Annotated in this window: 18 protein-coding genes and 1 pseudogene; 7 read left to right on the top strand and 12 right to left on the bottom strand. The window is 56.5% G+C overall.

What is annotated here, in order from left to right:
- Nucleotides 1-33 precede the first annotated feature (33 nt).
- Both ACM6I0_RS22305 and ACM6I0_RS22300 read right to left on the bottom strand, forming a co-directional pair.
- Nucleotides 34-1308 (bottom strand): NAD(P)/FAD-dependent oxidoreductase, encoded by a 1275-nt coding sequence (locus tag ACM6I0_RS22305; protein ID WP_414923293.1) that lies wholly within the window; start codon nt 1306-1308, stop codon nt 34-36.
- A 43-nt stretch (nt 1309-1351) separates the two neighbouring features.
- Nucleotides 1352-2020, bottom strand: coding sequence for a haloacid dehalogenase type II (locus ACM6I0_RS22300; RefSeq protein WP_222585757.1), 669 nt, complete (start codon nt 2018-2020; stop codon nt 1352-1354).
- A gap of 989 nt (nt 2021-3009) precedes the next feature.
- Between ACM6I0_RS22300 and ACM6I0_RS22295 the strand changes: the two genes are divergently transcribed.
- The 7 genes and pseudogenes from ACM6I0_RS22295 to ACM6I0_RS22265 all read left to right on the top strand — a co-directional run bounded on the left by ACM6I0_RS22295 (nt 3010) and on the right by ACM6I0_RS22265 (nt 7850).
- A complete protein-coding gene (locus tag ACM6I0_RS22295) occupies nt 3010-3867 on the top strand; it encodes a GNAT family N-acetyltransferase (RefSeq protein WP_414923292.1) in 858 nt (285 codons plus the stop codon).
- A gap of 61 nt (nt 3868-3928) precedes the next feature.
- A complete protein-coding gene (locus ACM6I0_RS22290) occupies nt 3929-4636 on the top strand; it encodes a cupin domain-containing protein (protein ID WP_414923291.1) in 708 nt (235 codons plus the stop codon).
- 545 nt (nt 4637-5181) lie between these two features.
- Entirely contained in the window at nt 5182-5358 is a 177-nt protein-coding gene (locus ACM6I0_RS22285; RefSeq protein ID WP_414923290.1) for a DUF3606 domain-containing protein, read from the top strand.
- Between the two features lie 263 nt (nt 5359-5621).
- A complete protein-coding gene (locus tag ACM6I0_RS22280; RefSeq protein ID WP_414923289.1) occupies nt 5622-5831 on the top strand; it encodes a hypothetical protein in 210 nt (69 codons plus the stop codon).
- Between the two features lie 90 nt (nt 5832-5921).
- Nucleotides 5922-6650, top strand: a complete 729-nt coding sequence (locus tag ACM6I0_RS22275; protein WP_414923288.1) for a hypothetical protein — start codon at nt 5922-5924, stop codon at nt 6648-6650.
- Between the two features lie 23 nt (nt 6651-6673).
- Nucleotides 6674-7378 (top strand): annotated as a pseudogene (locus tag ACM6I0_RS22270) (SOS response-associated peptidase family protein).
- Nucleotides 7379-7472: 94 nt separating this feature from the next.
- Complete coding sequence (locus tag ACM6I0_RS22265; protein WP_414923287.1) at nt 7473-7850, top strand: hypothetical protein; 378 nt, start codon at nt 7473-7475, stop codon at nt 7848-7850.
- A 17-nt stretch (nt 7851-7867) separates the two neighbouring features.
- Here ACM6I0_RS22265 and ACM6I0_RS22260 read toward each other — a convergent pair whose 3' ends face one another.
- From ACM6I0_RS22260 to ACM6I0_RS22215, 10 genes are all read right to left on the bottom strand, one after another.
- A complete protein-coding gene (locus ACM6I0_RS22260) occupies nt 7868-8293 on the bottom strand; it encodes a cell wall hydrolase (protein WP_414923286.1) in 426 nt (141 codons plus the stop codon).
- Between the two features lie 98 nt (nt 8294-8391).
- The gene (locus tag ACM6I0_RS22255) at nt 8392-10656 is read right to left on the bottom strand and encodes a hypothetical protein (protein WP_414923285.1); all 2265 of its coding nucleotides are present in this window, start codon (nt 10654-10656) and stop codon (nt 8392-8394) included.
- Between the two features lie 56 nt (nt 10657-10712).
- On the bottom strand, nt 10713-13700 hold the full coding sequence (locus ACM6I0_RS22250) for a host specificity factor TipJ family phage tail protein (RefSeq protein ID WP_414923284.1): 2988 nt from the start codon (nt 13698-13700) through the stop codon (nt 10713-10715).
- A 29-nt stretch (nt 13701-13729) separates the two neighbouring features.
- A complete protein-coding gene (locus ACM6I0_RS22245) occupies nt 13730-14110 on the bottom strand; it encodes a nitrite transporter (protein WP_414923283.1) in 381 nt (126 codons plus the stop codon).
- A complete protein-coding gene (locus tag ACM6I0_RS22240) occupies nt 14110-14592 on the bottom strand; it encodes a DUF1833 family protein (RefSeq protein ID WP_414923282.1) in 483 nt (160 codons plus the stop codon). Before ACM6I0_RS22240 ends, ACM6I0_RS22245 begins: the two co-directional genes overlap by 1 nt.
- Nucleotides 14589-15041, bottom strand: coding sequence for a hypothetical protein (locus tag ACM6I0_RS22235; protein ID WP_414923281.1), 453 nt, complete (start codon nt 15039-15041; stop codon nt 14589-14591). The genes ACM6I0_RS22240 and ACM6I0_RS22235 overlap by 4 nt, the downstream gene beginning before the upstream one ends.
- Nucleotides 15038-17602: a phage tail tape measure protein gene (locus ACM6I0_RS22230; RefSeq protein WP_414923280.1), complete on the bottom strand. Its 2565-nt coding sequence runs from the start codon at nt 17600-17602 to the stop codon at nt 15038-15040. Before ACM6I0_RS22230 ends, ACM6I0_RS22235 begins: the two co-directional genes overlap by 4 nt.
- 339 nt (nt 17603-17941) lie before the next feature.
- Entirely contained in the window at nt 17942-18154 is a 213-nt protein-coding gene (locus ACM6I0_RS22225; RefSeq protein WP_414923279.1) for a hypothetical protein, read from the bottom strand.
- The gene (locus ACM6I0_RS22220; RefSeq protein WP_414923278.1) at nt 18151-18576 is read right to left on the bottom strand and encodes a phage tail assembly chaperone family protein, TAC; all 426 of its coding nucleotides are present in this window, start codon (nt 18574-18576) and stop codon (nt 18151-18153) included. Before ACM6I0_RS22220 ends, ACM6I0_RS22225 begins: the two co-directional genes overlap by 4 nt.
- Nucleotides 18577-18585: 9 nt before the next feature.
- Nucleotides 18586-19314: a phage tail tube protein gene (locus tag ACM6I0_RS22215; protein ID WP_414923277.1), complete on the bottom strand. Its 729-nt coding sequence runs from the start codon at nt 19312-19314 to the stop codon at nt 18586-18588.
- Nucleotides 19315-19340: the final 26 nt, after the last annotated feature.

Here is a 19340-nt window from a genome sequence, read left to right as displayed (position 1 = left end):
AACGCAAACGACGGTGAAGCCACAACTTCAAATTCAATGTAAATAATCCTGGAACCGGTAATAAGCGCCCACGAGCGGCAGGAACCACGGCTTGCCGAAATGCCCGGGAATCGCCGGCCAGTCCAGTTCACGCCAGGGGTTGGCCTCGACCTTGCCGTCCATGACCTCGGCCATGACCTGGCCCATGTGCACCGACATCTGCACCCCGTGACCGCTGTAGCCCATGGAGTGATAAACCCCACCGTGCTGACCGGCCCGAGGCAAACGGTCGGAAGTCATGTCGACCAGCCCGCCCCAGCAGTAATCGATTTTTACGTTGGCCAACTGCGGGAACATCCGCACCATCGCCGCTTGCAGCACCTTGCCGCTCTTGGCGTCGTTGACGCTGTCGGACATGGCAAACCGCGCACGACCGCCAAACAGCAGGCGGTTGTCCGGGGTCAAGCGGAAATAGTTACCGATCATGCGGCTGGTGACATAGGCACGATGACCGGGCAGCAATTGCTCGATCAACGACTGCGGCAGGACTTCTGTGACAATCACAAAACTGCCCACCGGCACGATCCGCCGCCGATACCAGCCCAGCCCGCCGTGCTGACAGGCGCCAGTGGCGAGCATCACTTGCCCGGCGTGCAGCGAACCTTTGCTTGTGTTGACCTGATATCCGCCAGCCCGGGCTTTCCAGTCCATTACCGAGGTGCCTTGATGAATCAGCGCACCATGTCGTACCGCCGCTTCCGCCAGGCCGACACCGAAGCGCCCGACGTGCATCTGCACACCGTTGCGTTGCAGCAAGCCACCGTGGAACTGCGCCGAACGCACTTCATTGCGGGTCTGTTCGGCGCTTAGCAACTCGACATCGGCATCGACTTCCCGACGAATCAGCTCGCAGGTTCGTGCCAGTCCTTCGTAGTGCATCGGCTTGGCTGCCAGTTTGAGCTTGCCGTTGCGGATCAGATCACAGGCGATTTGCTCCTGATCTACCAGCGACACCACGCTCTGCACCGCACTTTCGTAAGCCTTGTAATAGGCTCGAGCCTTGTCGACACCGAGGCTGGCACTAAGACCGGCGAAGTCCTGGGCCACCCCGGTATTGCACTGGCCGCCGTTGCGTCCCGAGGCTTCACCGATCACCCGCCCGGCCTCCAGCACGACGACACTGGCGCCTTTCAAGGCCAACGCCCGAGCCGCCGCCAGGCCGGTGAAACCGCCACCGACGATGGCCACGTCGACCTGCCCGGGCAACGCGCCGAGCTGGGCACCGGTGAACGCCGGTGCGGTGTCGAGCCAGTAGGATTCACTGCCCATGTCTAATCCGCCTATGCCAGGAAAAGTGCCATTACGTTACAACTCAAAGACCGACCAATGCCGCCAGTCCGCCGATGTCGGGGATTTGCTGGTAGCTGTAGAAGGCATTGGCAGGAACTTCATGACCACGGGCGACAAACGCCTTGTTCTTGATCTTCATGTCATGGGCCGGCATCAGGTCATAACGGAAGCTGGAGGACACATGCAAGATGTCTTCCGGGCCGCAGTTGAGGTTGTCGAGCATGTATTCAAAGGCGGCCAGACGTGGTTTGTAAGCCTGTGCCTGTTCGGCGGTGAAGACCTTATGGAACGGCGCGCCGAGCTTGTCGACGTTGGACATTATCTGGCTGTCGCTGGCGTTGGAGAAAATGACCAGGGGGATTTTGTCGGCGATTTTCGACAGACCTGCCGGCACGTCAGGGTGCGGGCCCCAGGTGGGTACGGCGTCGTAATACAGTTGGCCTTCGTCGCGGTATTCGATACCCCAACGCTTGCAGGTCCGGGCCAGGGCGGTCTTGAGGATTTCGTCATAAGGCATCCAGTCACCCATGACCTGGTCCAGGCGATAGGCCGAGAAATCCTTGACGAATTGGTCCATCTGCGCCGCAGGAACGCGATCAGCGAAAATCTCGCGAGTCATCGTGCCCATGTGAAAATTGGTCAGTGTACCGTAGCAGTCGAACGTAATGAATTTGGGGCGAAGAAAGCTCATTGAGTGCGGTCCTGAAGTTCGTTTAGGTCATGGCGTGACTAACATTCGCTTCATTCAAGAAGCTGTGATGCATCGCTGCAGCACACCGTCATTACAACACCGTGAATTCAGCAGATGGCGTTAAAAGCGACCTCTACTCGATACAAACCACCGTTTTAGCCTCCCCCCTCAGCAGACTTTGCGGCGCGCTCCTATCTTGGGCAAACCCCGTATTTGTGCGCTTTTATGGACCTTTATAATCCTGTACGAGCCGCGCGTGCCGTCATTAACCGCAGAAACTGCGCCGGACTGAACGAAAACGGGCGCTCCCCTGAGGAAGCGCCCGTTTGCTGTGGTTTGGAGCCTGCCATCTCTCTCCGGCTGGCCAGCTACCTGCGGGATCGCGATGTTATTGGAGGATGTCGATCAGCACGCTTTTGAAACGCAAATTGGCTTCGAATGCCAGGCCAACACGTCTTTATGTGGTCGGGTCGAACCCGCCGCTTCAAGCGGTGCGAGAGTCTCGGCATCCGCGTCGATCAGATCGGCCCAACGACGCATGACCCGCGCCCGCTCCCGAGGTAGACGGCTGGCCAATCACTGCAGGTGAACGCCTGCCAGGCATAGTTGACAGCCTCGTCCACCAAGGTTGGCTCGGCATACACCTGGCCGTCCGCATCACCTCCAGTACAGGCTGAGCATCGCGGTATTGGCCACCAATGAAATGAGCGCTGCGCACAGCGATTAGGCGAGGATCAAAACTGTCCATGGAGCGCTCCAGATATGAGCCGGCGAGTCGTTTACTCTGTTTCCATAGTAGAAAAAAAGCCCAGGCATTTGCTGCCGACCTTGCCATGCGATTAAGTAGTAAATGTGGTCTTGCGGCCTCTGCCTCGCGGAATCTGCCGAATGTACATCGCCCTCTTGTCAGTCCTTCATGCAGATGGGATACAGGCATCACCGCGCTGGAAATCCGGCCGCTCGTGAACACTTTTTAACGGAGACTCGCCATGTCCGACTCGCAACAATCCACCTATGGTTATCGCCCTATGACGGTTGCGGATCTACCGGCAGCCCACGCGTTGTCCGTGCAATTGAAGTGGCCCCATCGGCTGGATGACTGGGCCATGCTGCTGCGGATCAGCGATGGCTTTGTGGCGCTCGATGGCGAGCGCCTGATCGGCACCGCATTCGCATGCCCCCAGGGTGATTTCTCCACCATCGGGTTGGTGATCGTGAGCGACGCCTATCAAGGCAAGGGGATCGGACGCCAATTGATGGAACGGGCGCTTGATGCGTGCCAGCCACGCATCCCGGTTTTGAACGCAACCTTAGCCGGAGCACCGCTTTACGTGAGCCAGGGCTTCGTCGAGTTCGGTCGGATTCTGCAGCAACAAGGTCAGGCGCAAGTCCCGGCAATTACCCCATTGGCCAATGATGAAAAATGTCGCCCACTGCATGACGCCGATAAGGCGCGCGTGCTGGAACTGGCTAACGCCGGTACTGGGCTGGAGCGCAGTACCGTGATCACCGACCTGCTCGAGGTCGTCGAGCACTCGGTGGGCATTGAGTGCGATGGCCAACTGCGCGCCTTCGCCATGTTGCGCCCCTACGGCCGGGGTCGAGTTATTGGCCCGGTGGTCTGCGAGAACCTTGAACAAGCTCAACATCTGATCGGCGTGTTACTGGCCCAAGTGCCGGACACCTTCGTGCGTATCGACATTCCGGCGGATTGTGGCTTGAGCGACTGGCTGGAAACCGCCGGCCTAAAACAGGTCGATACCGTGGCGCAAATGGCCCGTGGCACACCGCCGCAAGCCAGCAACGGCGTGCGCCAGTTTGCCCTGGTCACCCAAGCCATCGCCTGATCGCTTGCCTTGATAGAACCCTCACCATCCAACACTTTTATTTGTATGGAGCGTCACCCGCATGCCCCAACCTACCGTTTTACTGTTAGCTCGAGCCGACGGCAGTCGCGTTGCCACACCTTTCAAATCGCTGCCATTGAGTGCTGCCGATCCGTTGATTGACTGTCGTCAGGTCGCCTGGTCCGGGACCGACGGCGTGTCTGCCGGCATTGTGGCAATCGGTGATGTGCTTGATATCGATGACTTCCCACACACAGAAGTGATCGTGATCCATGCCGGTCATGTCGTGCTAAAAACCGATGAGCAGACACTGCAATTGGGTATCGGCGCAAGCGCAGTGATCGGTCGCGGGACCGCGCTACAGATCGAGGCGCAGATCGGTACGCAATGGGCGTTTTGTACTATGACCACCGTAACCCCGACACCCGGCCTGACCTTGCTGGATCCGCTGGCGATGCTGTCCCCTTCCTCCCCACCAGAACCGCAAATATTGATCGGCCCGACGCCGCAATGCCGTTCACGTAATGCCTTCGAGGATGCGGCAACCAATCTGCGCGTCGGGGTCTGGGACTCGACGCCTTACGAGCGACACGGCCGAGCGCACAAGCTCAATGAGCTGATGTACTTGATCGAAGGCAGCGTGACCCTACAGGGATCTGACGGATCAAGCGTTACAGTCAACGCCGGTGACAGCGTGTTCGTCGCGCAGGGCGCACCGTGCGCCTGGAAAAGCACAGGGTATGTGCGCAAGGTGTATGCAGTTAAATAGACACCAATGGTCAAAAAAATGCCGGGATGGAGGATTCGTTGATGAAACAACGATCGAACTCATGCTCTCGGCAGTCGATGACCTGATTGCTGAGATCAATATTTTGATCTCAGCAAACGCCAGGAAAAATCCATCGTAACGTCGGCGGGCAAGGAATCTCCAACCAGTTTGCGTTGATTATTGATACCGATGCCGAATAGAACCCAGAGCCAGTCTTGGGGGGGTAAAAACACTTACTAATAAAAAAGGGGTCGCGAGATAAAATCTCGCGACCCTTTTGAATTATATGGTCGGGACGGAGTGATTCGAACACTCGACCCCTAGCACCCCATGCTGGGGACTGTAGCGACCCAAGCAATTGTTTTATAAGGATAACAGCCCTTTCTGAGGGTAGCAAAACATCCGCCTTTTTGTGCTTATGCAAACGGTAAACCGTGGCTTCCAGAGGAGGTTTTGCGCAGCAATGCATTGGGCGGCGACCACTTCCTGATGGTCTATGCTGGATTGGCCTGGACTGCCCCAGGCCCACCAAAAGGAAATTGAAGATGGCTGATGATCTGCACAACCGCGGCCCGAAAGACAGAGCTCGCGTGAACACATCTGAGGCTTGGGAGCTGAAGTACTGGGCGAAAGAATTTGGCGTCACCGAGGACCAGCTCAAAGCCGCTGTGAAAGCGGTCGGGCCGATGGTGACGGACGTCCGCAAGAAGCTCGGCAAGTAAAGTAATGTCGGCTCCGCGGCAATCGCGGGGCCTGCTTAGACCGCCACCATGTCAAGGTGACCACGAAACCAATGCAACCTATTGATCTATAACAATAAACAGGTGTTTTGTGCAGGGTTGAAAACCGTAACATACACCTATAAGAATCAATAACTTAGCGTTGTATATTCCTACAGTACTCCCCCCGTCCCCGGCGTTCTGCCGACCGAATACCAATCCCTTTTTTGACTGCTACGCTCTCCTCTTTCACGGAGGAAATCACAATGCCAAATTCAGACCTGCTCCCTTCCCTACTTTACAAGATCAACGAGAACCAACTCGCCCTTGAGGCCGCCATCATGGAGCTGACAAACTGGGTCGAGCAGCGAGGGTCCGCCGAGGTTGCCGACAATGTGCGAGGCGCTCTGGAGACGATTGACCGTAACGAGGAGTTCATCAAGATCACGCTCGCGGTGCTCATGACGCCCGAGTGACAAGGCGGCAGCTCGTCGCTTCCCCCTCGCCCAACGGCGTCAGCTCGATTACTGTACATACAACCAGTATTTGTACAGTGAATTGTCACGATGAATTTTGACCAGGCAAAAGTGCTGAGGCTTCAGCAGTGGCGCTCGACCCTTGATAACCATGAGTTCCGAATGCAGAACCCGGAGGCGCATCGCCAGACTCTTCATTCAATGAGCGAAACCTTGGCCGCCGAGGGCTTGATCGACAAGCTTGAGCAGTTCGACATGGATGAAATGGCGAACGCCGCCTACTGGCATGCCGTGGAAGAGCTGCATGACTCGCCACCTCGCTACTCCGGCGCGTCTTCCTATGACGTCGTATTGCGCGGGACTACCACCTTATTCGGTCGCATTGGCAGGTCCATTTTCTACGACGCCAGTTCGCTTGCTGATCCTCTGCGGTCTGGCTACGACGGCAAGGTCTATCCCGACGCCAGCGGAGCGAACCTTGTTTTCAATGCCTCTGGAACTATCGCGAGAATTACCGGGCTGACTATGGCCATGTCCGACGGGCGACTGTACGACCTTATCGAGACTCAACGCGTGGTCGAGGGAGCGACCTACGAACCGATCGAAGACCCCGACATGTACCGCGCCTTGGTCGACACTGCCCAGCTTGCCCGGGAGAGTCACGATCTGCGCGCCTTCGAAAAGGCACGGCCACTTCTCGACCTGGCAAGCTTTTGCACCTGCCCGACGTGCTTTGATCGCTTCGGTCCGCGCGAAGACTGTCCGACCTGCTTCGGAAAAGGGTTTGTAACGAAGCCGACATTGGCTGGTCTACGCTGAAAGCACGACGTGAGGATGTGGCAATGTGTGGACGACTTTCCCAGTACCGAGGCATTCACGACTTCGTGGCGGCATTGAGTATGCCGGGGGCACTCATCAACAATACTGGTGAGCAGCCCTTCTAGCGCTATAACGCCGCACCGACAACTCAGCTCGCTCTCTTCCATCTTGAGGAGAACGTACTGCACGCCGACATGGTCCGCTGGGGATGGCGGCCACACTGGGCCATGGATCGCGCCGCGCCGATCAACGCCCGGGTCGAGAAAGTCGCCCACGGCCCATTCTTCCGCGCAATTTGGCCGCACCGGGCAATCATCGCAATCGACAACTGGTTTGAATGGGTCGACGAAGGCGGGCCGAAGAAGCAGCCCTACTTGATCCGCCGGCGGGACCGGTCGCCAATACTGTGCGCCGCGATTGGGCAATACCCAAATGCCGAACATGAGCCCAGCGAGCACGATGGTTTCGTCATCATCACTGCTGATAGCGCTGGTGGCATGGTAGACATCCACGATCGACGACCGGTGACGCTGTCGTCCGAACTGGCCCGGGAATGGTTGGACCCGGCCACGCCAAAGGAACGCGCCGAGCAGTTGGTGATGCACCAGGGCGAACCCACTGAGGTATTCGAATGGTTCAAGGTGGACCGCGCGATTGGCAATGTGCGCAACCAGGGACCCGACTTGATAAGTCCGATCGAAGGAGCTCCAACCAGTGACTTATTCTAAATCAAAGCCACGGGCTTGAGCCGGTATCACTGTTTGCCAACCTTGAGGTCTATATCGTGATAGCCTTTTGACAACAATCAAACAGGAGACACGCATGCTTACTGATGAGCAGATCAAAGCCGCAAAAAAAGTTACCCCTTATTCGTCGGGGGAGAGTCCGCTGCACGAACACAACGACTGCATACGCTTTGCTTATGAATGGCTTGATGCACAGGCAAAGACTAAAGGCTTGGTGAAAACGCCCTTTCAGATAAAGCACCTGATCGAGAGATGGGCGGGACGATATGTATCAACTTCTGATGTAGAGGTTGCAGCATTCCTTCACCCCGACGTGCGAGGAAAATATCCCTACTTTAATATCAGCTCTCGGCTAACTAATCCCTCAACAAAGCGAATTCTGAATCTCGACCAAGCGTTCTCGCAAAATCAAAATGATCGACACGATTTGACTAACTACTCACGTAACGAATAAATCATCATGAAAGGCTGTCATGGCACATCCTTAAAGAACGCATGACCACCAAGCCTCAGCGTTTCTTTTGCTTTCGCCGCCCAGCCCGGGGCCTTCTTCATCGCGATGGCGTAGTAGTGCGTGGCACCGCCGGTGGGATCTGACACCTTCCCGTCGACGACCTGGTCAGCGGCGATCCGTGCTTGGGCAAGCTCGCGAAACGGGATCGCTTTTGCGCCGATCAGGTAGCCGTAGTTCGGGTCGCTCTTGTTCCAACAGCTGAACTGATACGGCGCCTGGCAAACACCGGCATATCCCTCCCCCCACCACGATCTGTCCTTGCCGTCGTTCACGCGGTTGCGAATTGTCCAGGCCACGGCGATCTGCCCTGCCAGGCTTTCGCCGCGCGCTTCGCCCCACAGCGTGCGCGCAAGGATGTCGCGGTCTTTATCGGTTACGGGCATAACTTTTCTCCAAGCAAAAAAATACCCGCGCTCGGCGGGCTTTTGTTTGTGTTGGTCAAACCTGCCCTTCCATGGACAGGCAATTTGGCGTGCTTGTTTTAGTAGGTGCTTATTGCTTCGACACTGAGGTTGTTTTGATAGCCCGATGAGTTGCGCGCCAAGGTACAGGTCGCGCGCACCGACCAATTTCCCGGCGGCAGCACAAGATTTACGGGCAAGATGACCCCGGTAACCGTAAGGACCACGTCAACCACTACGGTTTTCCCGCCAACGACCTTCTGGCATGCCTCAGCGTTAGCGATCGCTGAACTATTCGCGGCTACTACGACCACGCACGAAGCGTTGCCCGGCACACCATCAATCCGAACCGCCACAAACTGCCCGGCGGCTGCGTCAAAGGCTGTCGTAGTGTTGATGCCCTTGATCCGTACTGTTTTTACTTTTGTGTTATCCGTGGCTCGCTTAAATACGTGAAGTAGAGCCGAGAACGCCACGCCCCAAATAAGAATTCCGCCCTTTTTGGAGTGGTGGTTGATGGCGTTGCCGCCGTCTGAATTGGGGTTGGTTAGCCAGTCGTCGACGCCATAAATGTCGTCATCCGTCATTTGCGGGGTGCCGACAACATAGCGATTACCGAAGCGCGCTTGCAGGTCGAAAACAGCAGAGTCCGTTCCCGTTGAGCCCGTAATGTTAATGCCGTGACTGCCAGCCGAAAGGCCAAGATAGTTCCACACCGCCGTTTGGTAGATGCTGTTTACATACAGCATATGCTTGGCGCCTTCGCAACGAACCTCAAGGCGAACCGCAGTACCATTTGCCACTGTAAAGCCAAGTGCGCGAGTCAGAATATTTGTGCCGTTATAGTCGAGGCGTAGGCTGTTTCCCGCAACAATCGAAAGCGTGTAACAAAAGTTTGATCCCTCAGAGCGATAAAATATGCCAGGTACAGCGGTCGCGTAGTTCGAGCAAACGAACGTCGCACCGACGTGGATATCCTCGGACGTCACGTTTCTGGTGATTTTTCCGAAGCCCGACAGCACCGAACCTGGAGTGGTAAAAACGTAAGACGACGACCCTAAGTCCCAACCGGACGGGTAGTTGCCCCACCCGCTTTCACCGCTGTACTTTTTATTGCAGATATCGATCCCTTCACGCATGAGCCAAAGGCGACGGTTTACGTCCAGCAACGTGCAATTGTTTTCGCGCGCCTTGCCGCGTGCTGTGTCCGCGTTGCGTTGCAGCGGAAGTTGCAAAGGAGCACCGACTGGGTGCTTTTTTGATGGCAGCGCAGTCGGCACGATGGCGATGGATGGCGGGTTCGTCCAGAATTTCGTGTAGTCGATTACTGCCTGCATTTGGCTCGCGAACACATAACTATCGCCAAAAGTATCGTTTGCGCCAAGGCCAATGATGAGTAAGTGAGGCGCTGCGTTGCGGGCGTGGTCAATCCACGACAGGCCGACAGTGGAGCCTACCGGCCAAGAATTGTCAGCGAAGCCGCCCGGCGCCCTGTAGAACCCGACGTTTGGATCTACGCCGGGAGGTCCGCCCTTATAGTTCGGGTCTGCAAGGCCGCCCATGGCCACGCCGGCAATGCTGTAATTGACGATGTTGATCGTCAGCCCAGGATTCTGATTGATCAGAGATCGGCGCAAAATGCCAATCGACGAGTCTTCATAGAAAAGCTGCGAGTTACCCTCAAGGATAGAGTCGCCAGTAACAGCGATGGTCACAGACCCCGCCGCAATGCCGGCCAACAGGTAGTCAATGTTTCCGATGTCGTCAAACATGGACATGGCAACATAGTCGCCCTGCTGCTTTGTCAGCAGATTAAGCGATTGCTCAAGGGTTTGACCTCCTCGCCCGATCTTCGTCGTGCCAACGGTGCTTGCTAGTTCTTGGCGAAGGGCCGCGTCACCGATGGCCAGCAGCTTTGGCGCATCCGCCGCCCAGGTCGTTGTGGTGAAAGGAAGGCTTGCATCCTTGCCACGGTAGAGCTCGCCCGCATAGCGAACGACCTGCGTCGGCCGGGTAATGCTGATCCCTGCGACGTAATCGACGGCGGTTTCATACCCGCTACTGATGAGAAATTGTTGAAACTCAACTTCTCGCTCCGCTTGATCGGCGGCGAACTCAACTTCTCGCTCCGCTTGATCGGCGGCGAACTCAGTGCGTCGCTGCACCTGCGCGGCATCATGCTCTGCCGTCATGCCCGCCCACGTCTTGATTGCCTTACCTAGCCTTCCGAGCCAAGTAAGATTGGAGCTGTTTACGAGCTTGTCGAGGATTTGGGCATTGTCACGAAGGTCGCGTGGGTCAGTCGAGCCGTTTGGTTCAACAGGATTCCCGGTGTTATAGGCCATGGTTTTCCCCGAGGCAAAAAAAAGCCCACTCAATGGTGGGCCCGGAAAGGTTTTTGCTAAGCCGCGATCCGCGGCTCGTTGTCATCATCTGCATAGAACACTGGCGAGTATTCGGCAGCAGTAACCGCGCAGGTTCCATCCTGATTCGGGGTTATTTCGGTGATCATTGCGGGGTACCCGACTTGTTCGCTCGGCCCAAACAGGAAGCGTGCAGGCTCAATACTGAGGTCAGTGACAATGTCGAAGTCGATTGCGGTGGATGGCACAAGCACCTGGTGGAACCCCGCCGCCATCGGCTCGAACAGACTGGTTACCGTTCCGTCGTGCCGGCGGATCACCGCACGTGGTGCGGCCATAGACCAATCCATCTCCTCGCTCAGCGTGAGCAGGTACTGGCCGCCAACCAATTCAACCTCAGTGATCAAAGCGCTGCTCGTGGTGTTCGGGATGTCATCGGCCAGCGTGATGCGGTCGATGTCATCGAACACGAGAGCGTCCATCTCTGTGTCCACGCTGTAACCCCAGCGAGAGAACTGATACTTGCGCAATTGACGCATACCAATGCGCCAGGCCCTGGTTCGGTCAGACACCCCGTCGAGCTGAATTTTGTCCACCTTCAATTCCAGACTTCCATCCAGCCTGCACGGAACTGTTTCCTTGCGGTTCGTGTACTGGTCGATGTACTCCACGTCGACCCCATCGAAGTCATCCGGGCTTGGCGCTGTGAAGCTGGCGGTCAATTCGCTGGTCATTTCGTGTGGTGTGATCACACCGCGCGCAGGCTGTATGCCTTCACGCTTCACACTGAGAAGACCACTACCGCTCGACAGATGAGACATGCCGGCCGTGAATATCCCCTGAAGCGCTTCGCGGACAGGAATGGCCTTTTCATGCGACATGTCATACAGCTCGCCCCGTGGACTCCAGTAATCCAGGTCGGTCGCCGTGATTGCGTCCATATCAATTAATGATTCATCGATGCCAAGACTTTGGCACACGTGCAGGGCTGCACCTTTTATCGATCGGGCCGGCGCATTGTCATAAATCCGCGTGGGCACGCAGCTAATCTGGCGCTCCGATTGGGCGCTTAGACGATCTCCGCCGCGCATGTCAAAGGCGATTACGGTGATTCCGGCATACGACGCTGGAGCCGGAAGCCTGGACCTGAGTCCATACCACTGAATGGCATCACGCACCTGCCCGCCCTCGACAAGCTCAACCCGACGCATCCGAAACTCTGGCCGCAACGGGTAAGGAAACACCACCTTATGGGTGAAACCGATCTGGTCTGCGGTCGTGTCGGTGTAGGTGTGGGTGATTGAGTTCCAGGCCCCTGCAAGTGCAGCATCTCGCCACTGCACTTCGACTGACCTTGTGAGCGTCCGAATTTTCCCGGTCTTGTTGTAGTAGCAAAGCCCCTGACTAAAAAATATGTCGTACTCCGATTCTGTGGCCAACTCATTTTCCGGGCAGCCCATAAATGAACCGATCCAATTAATGGTGCCGCCGCTACCGGTCAACATGAAGTCGAGAAGCGTTCGTTCGGTAAAACCACCCCAAGCAGTATCAACAAGACCGGCGTCCGTAAGACGCTGAAGTGTTGCGGTAAAGCCGCTGATCGACGCAATCTTGAATCGGAGCCCGCGATAGCCAATTGCGATCCTTTGTTGCCCCGGCGGCACTCCAGTAAACGGCGTTCCGTTGTCGAATTTGAGGGTGATGAATGCGGCCTGTTCAGCGGTGCCACCCGAAGACGCAGTGCCCACGGTGTACGTCGGCCCCGACCCGAAAATCTGCACGGGTGCGCTGGACTGGGTAATAGGTCCGCCCTTGTATGGGCTCAACGGTTCAACCAGCCTGACCCGACCCGAGTTGTCCTGAGCCACAAGACCTGAGCCCGTCAGTTGCGCAGTGATCGATGCGATCAAACCACTCATGTTCGTGTAGTTGGTGCTGAGGGAAACCGTTCGCGCAATACCATTGAAGGTGATTGTCCACACCACAGCAGAGCCCGTGAAATCATAGGTACTTGGCGCTGCACTGGCCAAGACCGCTGACGGAGTACCACCCACGCCCGCGACAGGCGGAACATATGGCGAGTAACTGGCGATTATCAGGTCGAGCTCATCATCACTTTTAAGCGTGACCTTCATCCCCACAAATGGGTACAGATCGACGAATTGCCCGGATATTTTGCTGTATCCCGCCGCGCTGGTAACCGTGTATGTATCGGGCGTCACCAGCCTGACTACGGTTCCAGACGCCCACACCTCTGGAAATTTCGGAGCGTTTCCCAACAGCGAAATAGAGCTCCCGCTCAAAAGCAAAGAGTCGGCGATGACAGCCGCATCTGCTGGCGCTGTGCTGGAAAGATCAAGCCCCGCTGTGCCGGCATTGGTGCCGCCAACCTCGGTGACTGGGTACCAGTTTTGCGTTCTGATATCGGCGCCCAACGACTCACCGGGCTCATAAATCGAATAGTTCACATCCGACCCGAATGCCGCAACAGGCGTGTCACCAATTTTGATAGAGCTGGGAGGGATCGACAGGTGCCCCCTGCTAACCGACAAGCACAAGCTGGTTCTCATGATGCGCTTGTTCTCAAAGCGCGATACAGGAGGAACCAATAAGTCTGGGTAGACCTTGGCCATTCCCAAAAGCTCACGTATCGGAGAGTTCAGCTTTGCATGATTGCCAGTGGCCGTGGCAGCATCCAAATCATCGCCCTGCTGTTGCTTGCTGGCCTTCGCAGCTTTAGGCATGGTCAGCACCATGACAATTGAGATTGCCGCCAGCGCGACGGCCGCCCAGGCCGCTACTACTGCCGCACCGGCGCGCGCTTCGGGGAAAATTCTGACCTCGATATCTGGTGTGATGATCGTTTGGGGCCATTGTTCAGGAAGCACCACGGAGCCCGCAACCTCGATGCAGATCGGATGGGCTCTATCCAAGTTAAAACCACGGACATTTTCGGAAAGCCAAGCTGACAACAGCATCGGCTCGATCACGTCGTGAGCTTCCAGCGGTACAGCATCACCTTCCATGGCACCAATCCGGGATGGGTATATTTCGATCACTTGTAATACTCCACCCGCACATAGCGGCGTTTGAGCCTGTGCAGTGGCAGGCTGATTGTGTTTTGCTTTTCGGTGATCTCCATCGCCTCAAGTGAAGCGCCGCACCTGACCACTACGCCGACATGGCGCATCTCGCTACCCTGATAGAGGGCAATCAACGCCCCCTCCTCTGGATCGCAGGGTGTCAACGTGGGAAACCACTCGCCCGCGATCTCCACCATCGATCCGTCTCCGGCACGAATGTCGGCCCACTCAGGCCAATCAGGCAACCCAAGGTCGCGACGTACTTCCAGTACCAGGCCGTAGCAGTCAACGTTCGGCCACACTCTCCCGCCCTCTAGGTACCGGCCCGCGAGGTATTTGTCGTGGTCAATCATTATTGGTACCGCATGCCAGGGGCGAATTCGCCGGTGTAGTTGAAGCGAAGCCAGAGCGTTTCCAGCAGGTTGAAATAACCTGCGACAATCTGCGCCTCTGTGGCCGTGATAGAACCATTTTTAACTTTGTAACGAAGGATCTTCGACGGGTAGGCCATGTCGGTGCTGATGTACTCCCTGTACACCAAGCTGATCTCCCGTACAGACTTCAGCGCAGCACGCAGGAACCCTGAGACACTGCCGTCGATGTTGCACAGCGCAAACTTCAGGTCCTGCTTTCCGTCGCTACCACGCTTGGGCAGCGCGATGGATATGCCGCAAGCTTGGAAAGTAGCGAGGCCGCCAGTCTCAAGCCCCGCTTCCAAATCCTCATACCCATTGGTGAGGAAGTGGTGGGCCACACCATCGGTAACTTCCAGAGTTCCATGCAGAATCTCCGGCCCTCCACTGGAGTAGAGCCGGTTCAGTACGAAGCTGGTCATTGTGGCCAGTCCTTATTGATAGCCAAGTCGAGGATGTTCATGCCGAGGATGTACTCAGGCGCGTAGACGGCCCAGCCCCCGGTGAGGATCGGCCTTTCCCACAACTGCAGAGTTGCCTGGTAACGCCACAAACTAACGCCCTCAAGCGTCGGACCTTCGTAGATATCAAGAAAGTGGGCTTTGTACGACTGGAAGCCCTGTGGGGTTTTCAATTCATACTCAAACCACTGACTGCCAGATATCAGAACCTCTTCAAACCACGATTCAAAAAGCTGCGCCTGCGCATCGTTAAACAGCCAGGTAACAAGGCTTTCGGTTGGAACTGATGAGTACTTGCGACGGTATCTCGTCCGCCCGGTTTGCATCTGCGTACTGGCCACCGGACTCGTCGGCTTGAATCCATATCCATCTCGGAGAGCGCAAGGCAAACCCTTCGGAAACTGAATCATCTAGCAGCTCTCCCCATGCCGAACATTTGCTGGATGGCTTTTGCGCCCTTGCCGTCGCCTCGGATATCAGACACGAACTGATCAATCACCCATCGCCCATCCACTTGGCGAGACCGACTTTGACCGGCCTTGCTGGCATCTTCGATGAGATTGAAAACAGGTGGACCTGAGGAATTACTGCCTGCACTGACGCGATCAAGGGTTGAGTCCAGCTTTGCACTGGTTTCGGCAGTGGTGACTCGCTCACCTTTCTGCAGCAACCAGGTGCCAGTCTCCGGCACCGACTCGATACCATCGTGAGCCATACCGGCAAGCGCCGCAGTGCCGACAGCGCCTGCGAGTGGCCCGGTGATCGCCAAAGCAGTGGCCATCGCAGCAGGTGCTGCCAGCGGTCCAACGATTGGAATAGCAGCGGTAGACGCGAATGCGGCCAGACCGGCCTGGAGAGACATCGCCGTCGCGTTGGCAGCCAAAGCTGTCGCCGCACCGGACTGTGTGGTTTTGCCCACGATCAGTTGAACAGCCTGATAGACCAGCCACTGCGCGGCCATTTCCGTCAAGGCACCGACAATTGACTTCGCCATCGATGCGGCGACATTCGCAACGGAATCGCCGAAGCTTTGATTTTCTAGGACCATCGCTTGCAGGTTGTCCGAAATCGCGCGGCTGGTCCCCTCAAGGACGCTGGATGTAGCGTCAGCCGTTTGCTGCTGGTAATCAATGGCCGTGTCGCGGTAGTTCTCCCAGGCAGAAGTGACACCATCAAGCCAGTTGTTCTGTGCTTCGTCCTGCTGGTTGTAATAGTCCTCCTGAAGAACCATCCGCTCAGCAAGCGCTTCCCCGAGCATCTCGGTTTCTTTGTCGTACAACTCTTTGGTGATGTCTCCACCGTTGAGCTGCTTCTGCAAGTCAGCGGCCTGCTTGTTGTAATCCTGTTGAATCGCGAGATCAGCCTGCAGCCGTTCCTTCAGCTTGTCGCCAGATCCTGCGCCGGCAAGCTCTAACTCAAAACTTTGCTTTACCGTTTGATTGCTGTCCTTGAGCGTGTCGCCGAAGGTTGTCAGCTTCGCCGTATCTTCGTTGGCGAGCTTTATTTTTTGTAAGGCATCCAGCTCGGCAGCCAGACCTTCAAGTCGCTTTTGCTGGATCGCGTTGATCCCGACCAGTTTGCCCGATGAAATCTCAAAACGAATTTTGTCGATCTCAGTCGCTTTTTTCTGCGCGTCTGTACTGGTGTTGATCAGTGCAATCTGGCGTTCGAGGTCAGTCTCAGAACTTTTGAATGTGTCGCTTATCTTTTTGGCAGCAGTGGCGGCGTCCTGTGCGGCTTTCTTCGCGCGCTCAACGGCCTTGGGATCTACACCGCTGCCTTTGCCTGGCGTCACGCTGAGAGTGGTCGATGCGATTTCCGCAGCGGCTTTTTTGGCGTTAGCTACGTACTCCTTGAATTTGTCACCAGCAAGCGGCTCTTCAAGGCTTTGCTTTATCCCCGCTGCGGCCTGAGCTGCAATACCGAACTGGATTTGCGCGTCATTCGCAAGCGCGGCCGCGGTGGCTTTGAACTCTTTTGAAGTATCGCCAAATGAGATCATGCCCAGCGCGCTGTTGGCCTGGGCCGCCAAGTTGTTCGTGTGTCCTACAGCGGTGGCGAACATACCCACCAGCGTATTGGCCACAATGTCGAAAACACGGACGATGCCATCTCCGGCGTTCACAACGAAAGCCGCTGTTGTGACCAGCTTTTCACCCAGATTGCCAACAACACCACTCAGCCCGCCAGCATCTTTTGCTGACTGGTTGACGTCCTTTGAAAACTGGGCCAGCACAGGAAGGAATTCAGCAGCCAGCATAGTTTGTGCTGAGGTGATGTACTGCCCCAGTCCCTGAAGCTCGATACCGAACTGCTTGGCAGCAGCGATCGTCGTCTCGTCCATGACGATACCGGCATCCAATGCGGCCTGACCGAGTGCATCAAATGCTTTGCCGCCGTTGCGCAGCAGTGGTACCAGCGCGGTCGAATCGTTGGCGATGGCCTCCATGTAGAAGGTCATTTCCTGCTGATTTACGTTCGCCTTCTCAAGGCTGGTGACATACAGCGCCAGCGCGTCTTTGCTGTTCAGCTTCTTGAAGCTTTCGGCAGTGAGTCCAACCTTAGGAGCGATGTTTTCAAAAAAGTCTTTTAGCGCGCCACCGCCGGTGTTCGCAAAGTCACCCATCTTGTCGTTGGTGTCTTTGAAGATGTCCGACAGTTTGTCCTGCTCAACCCCTACGGTTTTCGCAGCGGCGGCGTACTTTTGGAATTCCGTGGTCCCGAGACCGGCAAGCGCTGCCTGGTTAGATATCTCTTTCGCGACGCTTGCAGAGTGAACAACCAGCGCCGTCAGGACGGCCGGGATGCTTCCTATCGCGACACCGACGCCCTTCGCCAAGCTGTCAAATGACTTGGCGATCTCTGCGTTACGCTTCTTCGCCTCTTGGCTGGCTTTATCGAGCGGGCCGGTGAAAGCACCGATTTTGGCGACTAGGTCCAGCGTCAGTGTCCCCAGTGATCTGCTGGCCATATGTTTTCTCCGGACGAAAAAAAACCCGCGTTAGCGGGCTCGATTTGTGCACTTATATCAGCCGTGATCCCACCAAGCTGTAAATCTCGCAGCTAGGTAGAAGACAATGCCGGCAGCCATGGTTAAAGCCCCCCACATGGGGTTATCTGATCCAACCATCATTACAACGCCGATGCAGGCTACGAGACCGCCTACCAGCATTCTCCCCTTATGCTTCTTGCCAGTTTGTTCCGTAACTGTAGGCTTCATAGTTCCCTCCATAAAAAAGGAACTCTAACACCTGGCCCTGTTCGACTTAAATGCCGGAAGCCAAACCGCTAAAGTACGAACTATTGGTATTTAAGCCCACGCTTTCATTGCCTCGGCTAGGCTCAGCGCTCGGTTTCCTTCATGAGGAATGAAATCCGTCAGCTTGAACCCACCGTCCTTGCTGATCTTGTTGGCATACATCGCCGAAAGAACCGCCAAACTTCGCTCAATGCGCAGCCCCATATTCAGCGAGCCGCGCTCCTTGCGGTATTTTGCCCACCGATGAAACTCGAGCGTGCTCACCCTTTCGCGGGCTTCCGCGATCGTGCAGCCGAGCGAGAGGGCGAGTTCGTGTTCGAGCTCGTCGAGGGCGGTGAGCTCTTCATCTTTCCCGCGTTGTTCACCTCATACATTGCAGCGAGCAACGCGACAGTCAACCGGCCGTCCAGCGCACCGCGCTCCGGGTCGGCGGCGCCCGTGATGTCGTCCACGGTAAACACCGGGGCACCGTTCTCATCACACACGCTTGCGGCCAGACGCCCAGCGAGACTGTCCTGCTTGCCATTCAACGAATTCACGTCGCTGATCGCAGCCTGATATCCCAACGGACGAATAAACACCGTAGCCTTGATTTCGTCGGCGCCTTGGGTCCAGGTGATTTCCTTCTCCACCGGCCGGCCCGTAAAGGCACCAACCGATTTCAAACTTTCGAGAGTCAGTTTCATTTCAAACCCTTAGGCAGTTTTACGGATCCAGGCCGAGCCACCGGACCGTTGGATGGTGGCGGCAGTGGTGACCACAGCGTTTGCGGCGAAGTCGAACGGGAAGTCGGAGACGTAGCCGTCGAAGATGAACCACGTGCGGGTGCTCGGTAGAACGAAATCGTCGCTGTCGCCAAGGACGGCCGCCGCTGTTGCGCCAGTGCCTGCACCGCCAGTCAGAGCAATGGTCGGGGTCGACGTGTAGCCGGCGCCTGGGTTGGTGATATTGAAGCCGGTCACTGCACCGCCGCTGATGATCGCGGTAGCAGTCGCGCCGGTACCGCCGCCGCCAGTAATAGCGACAGTTGGAGCGGTCGTGTAGCCGGTACCACCGGTGGTCAAGCTGATTGCAGCCAAGGCGCCATTGGTGCCAACGGTAGGCTCGATGTCGGTACCATCAGACCAGCCAACCGCCCAGCGAATGCTTTCGATGCTGTCGTCTTCGGAGAGTTGATGCAGACGCACATGGGATGCGTTGCGCGGATCCGCGTTGAGTGTCAGCGAAGCCTGGCCGGGAGTGCGCAGGCCACGCATGTAGGTCCGCACCTTCTGGCTTAGGCAGGTTGTTTCAATCTGGTCAGCAGGGTTACCGCCGGGGCTGAATGCCGTTGCGCACTCGATCTCGAGAATCTCGAAAATCGAAGGGTTCGCAACTGTCGGCACGAGTGCGTAAATCTGGGTTCCTTGGGAAAGGATCGACATGGCGTTCTCCAAATGTCGGGCATAAA

Origin of the sequence: Pseudomonas sp. IT-P294 (assembly GCF_949767865.1) — a bacterium.
In the GTDB taxonomy this organism is placed as follows: domain Bacteria; phylum Pseudomonadota; class Gammaproteobacteria; order Pseudomonadales; family Pseudomonadaceae; genus Aquipseudomonas.
The sequence above is the reverse complement of the archived record's forward strand: the minus strand, read 5'-3'. Positions and strand labels throughout refer to the sequence as shown.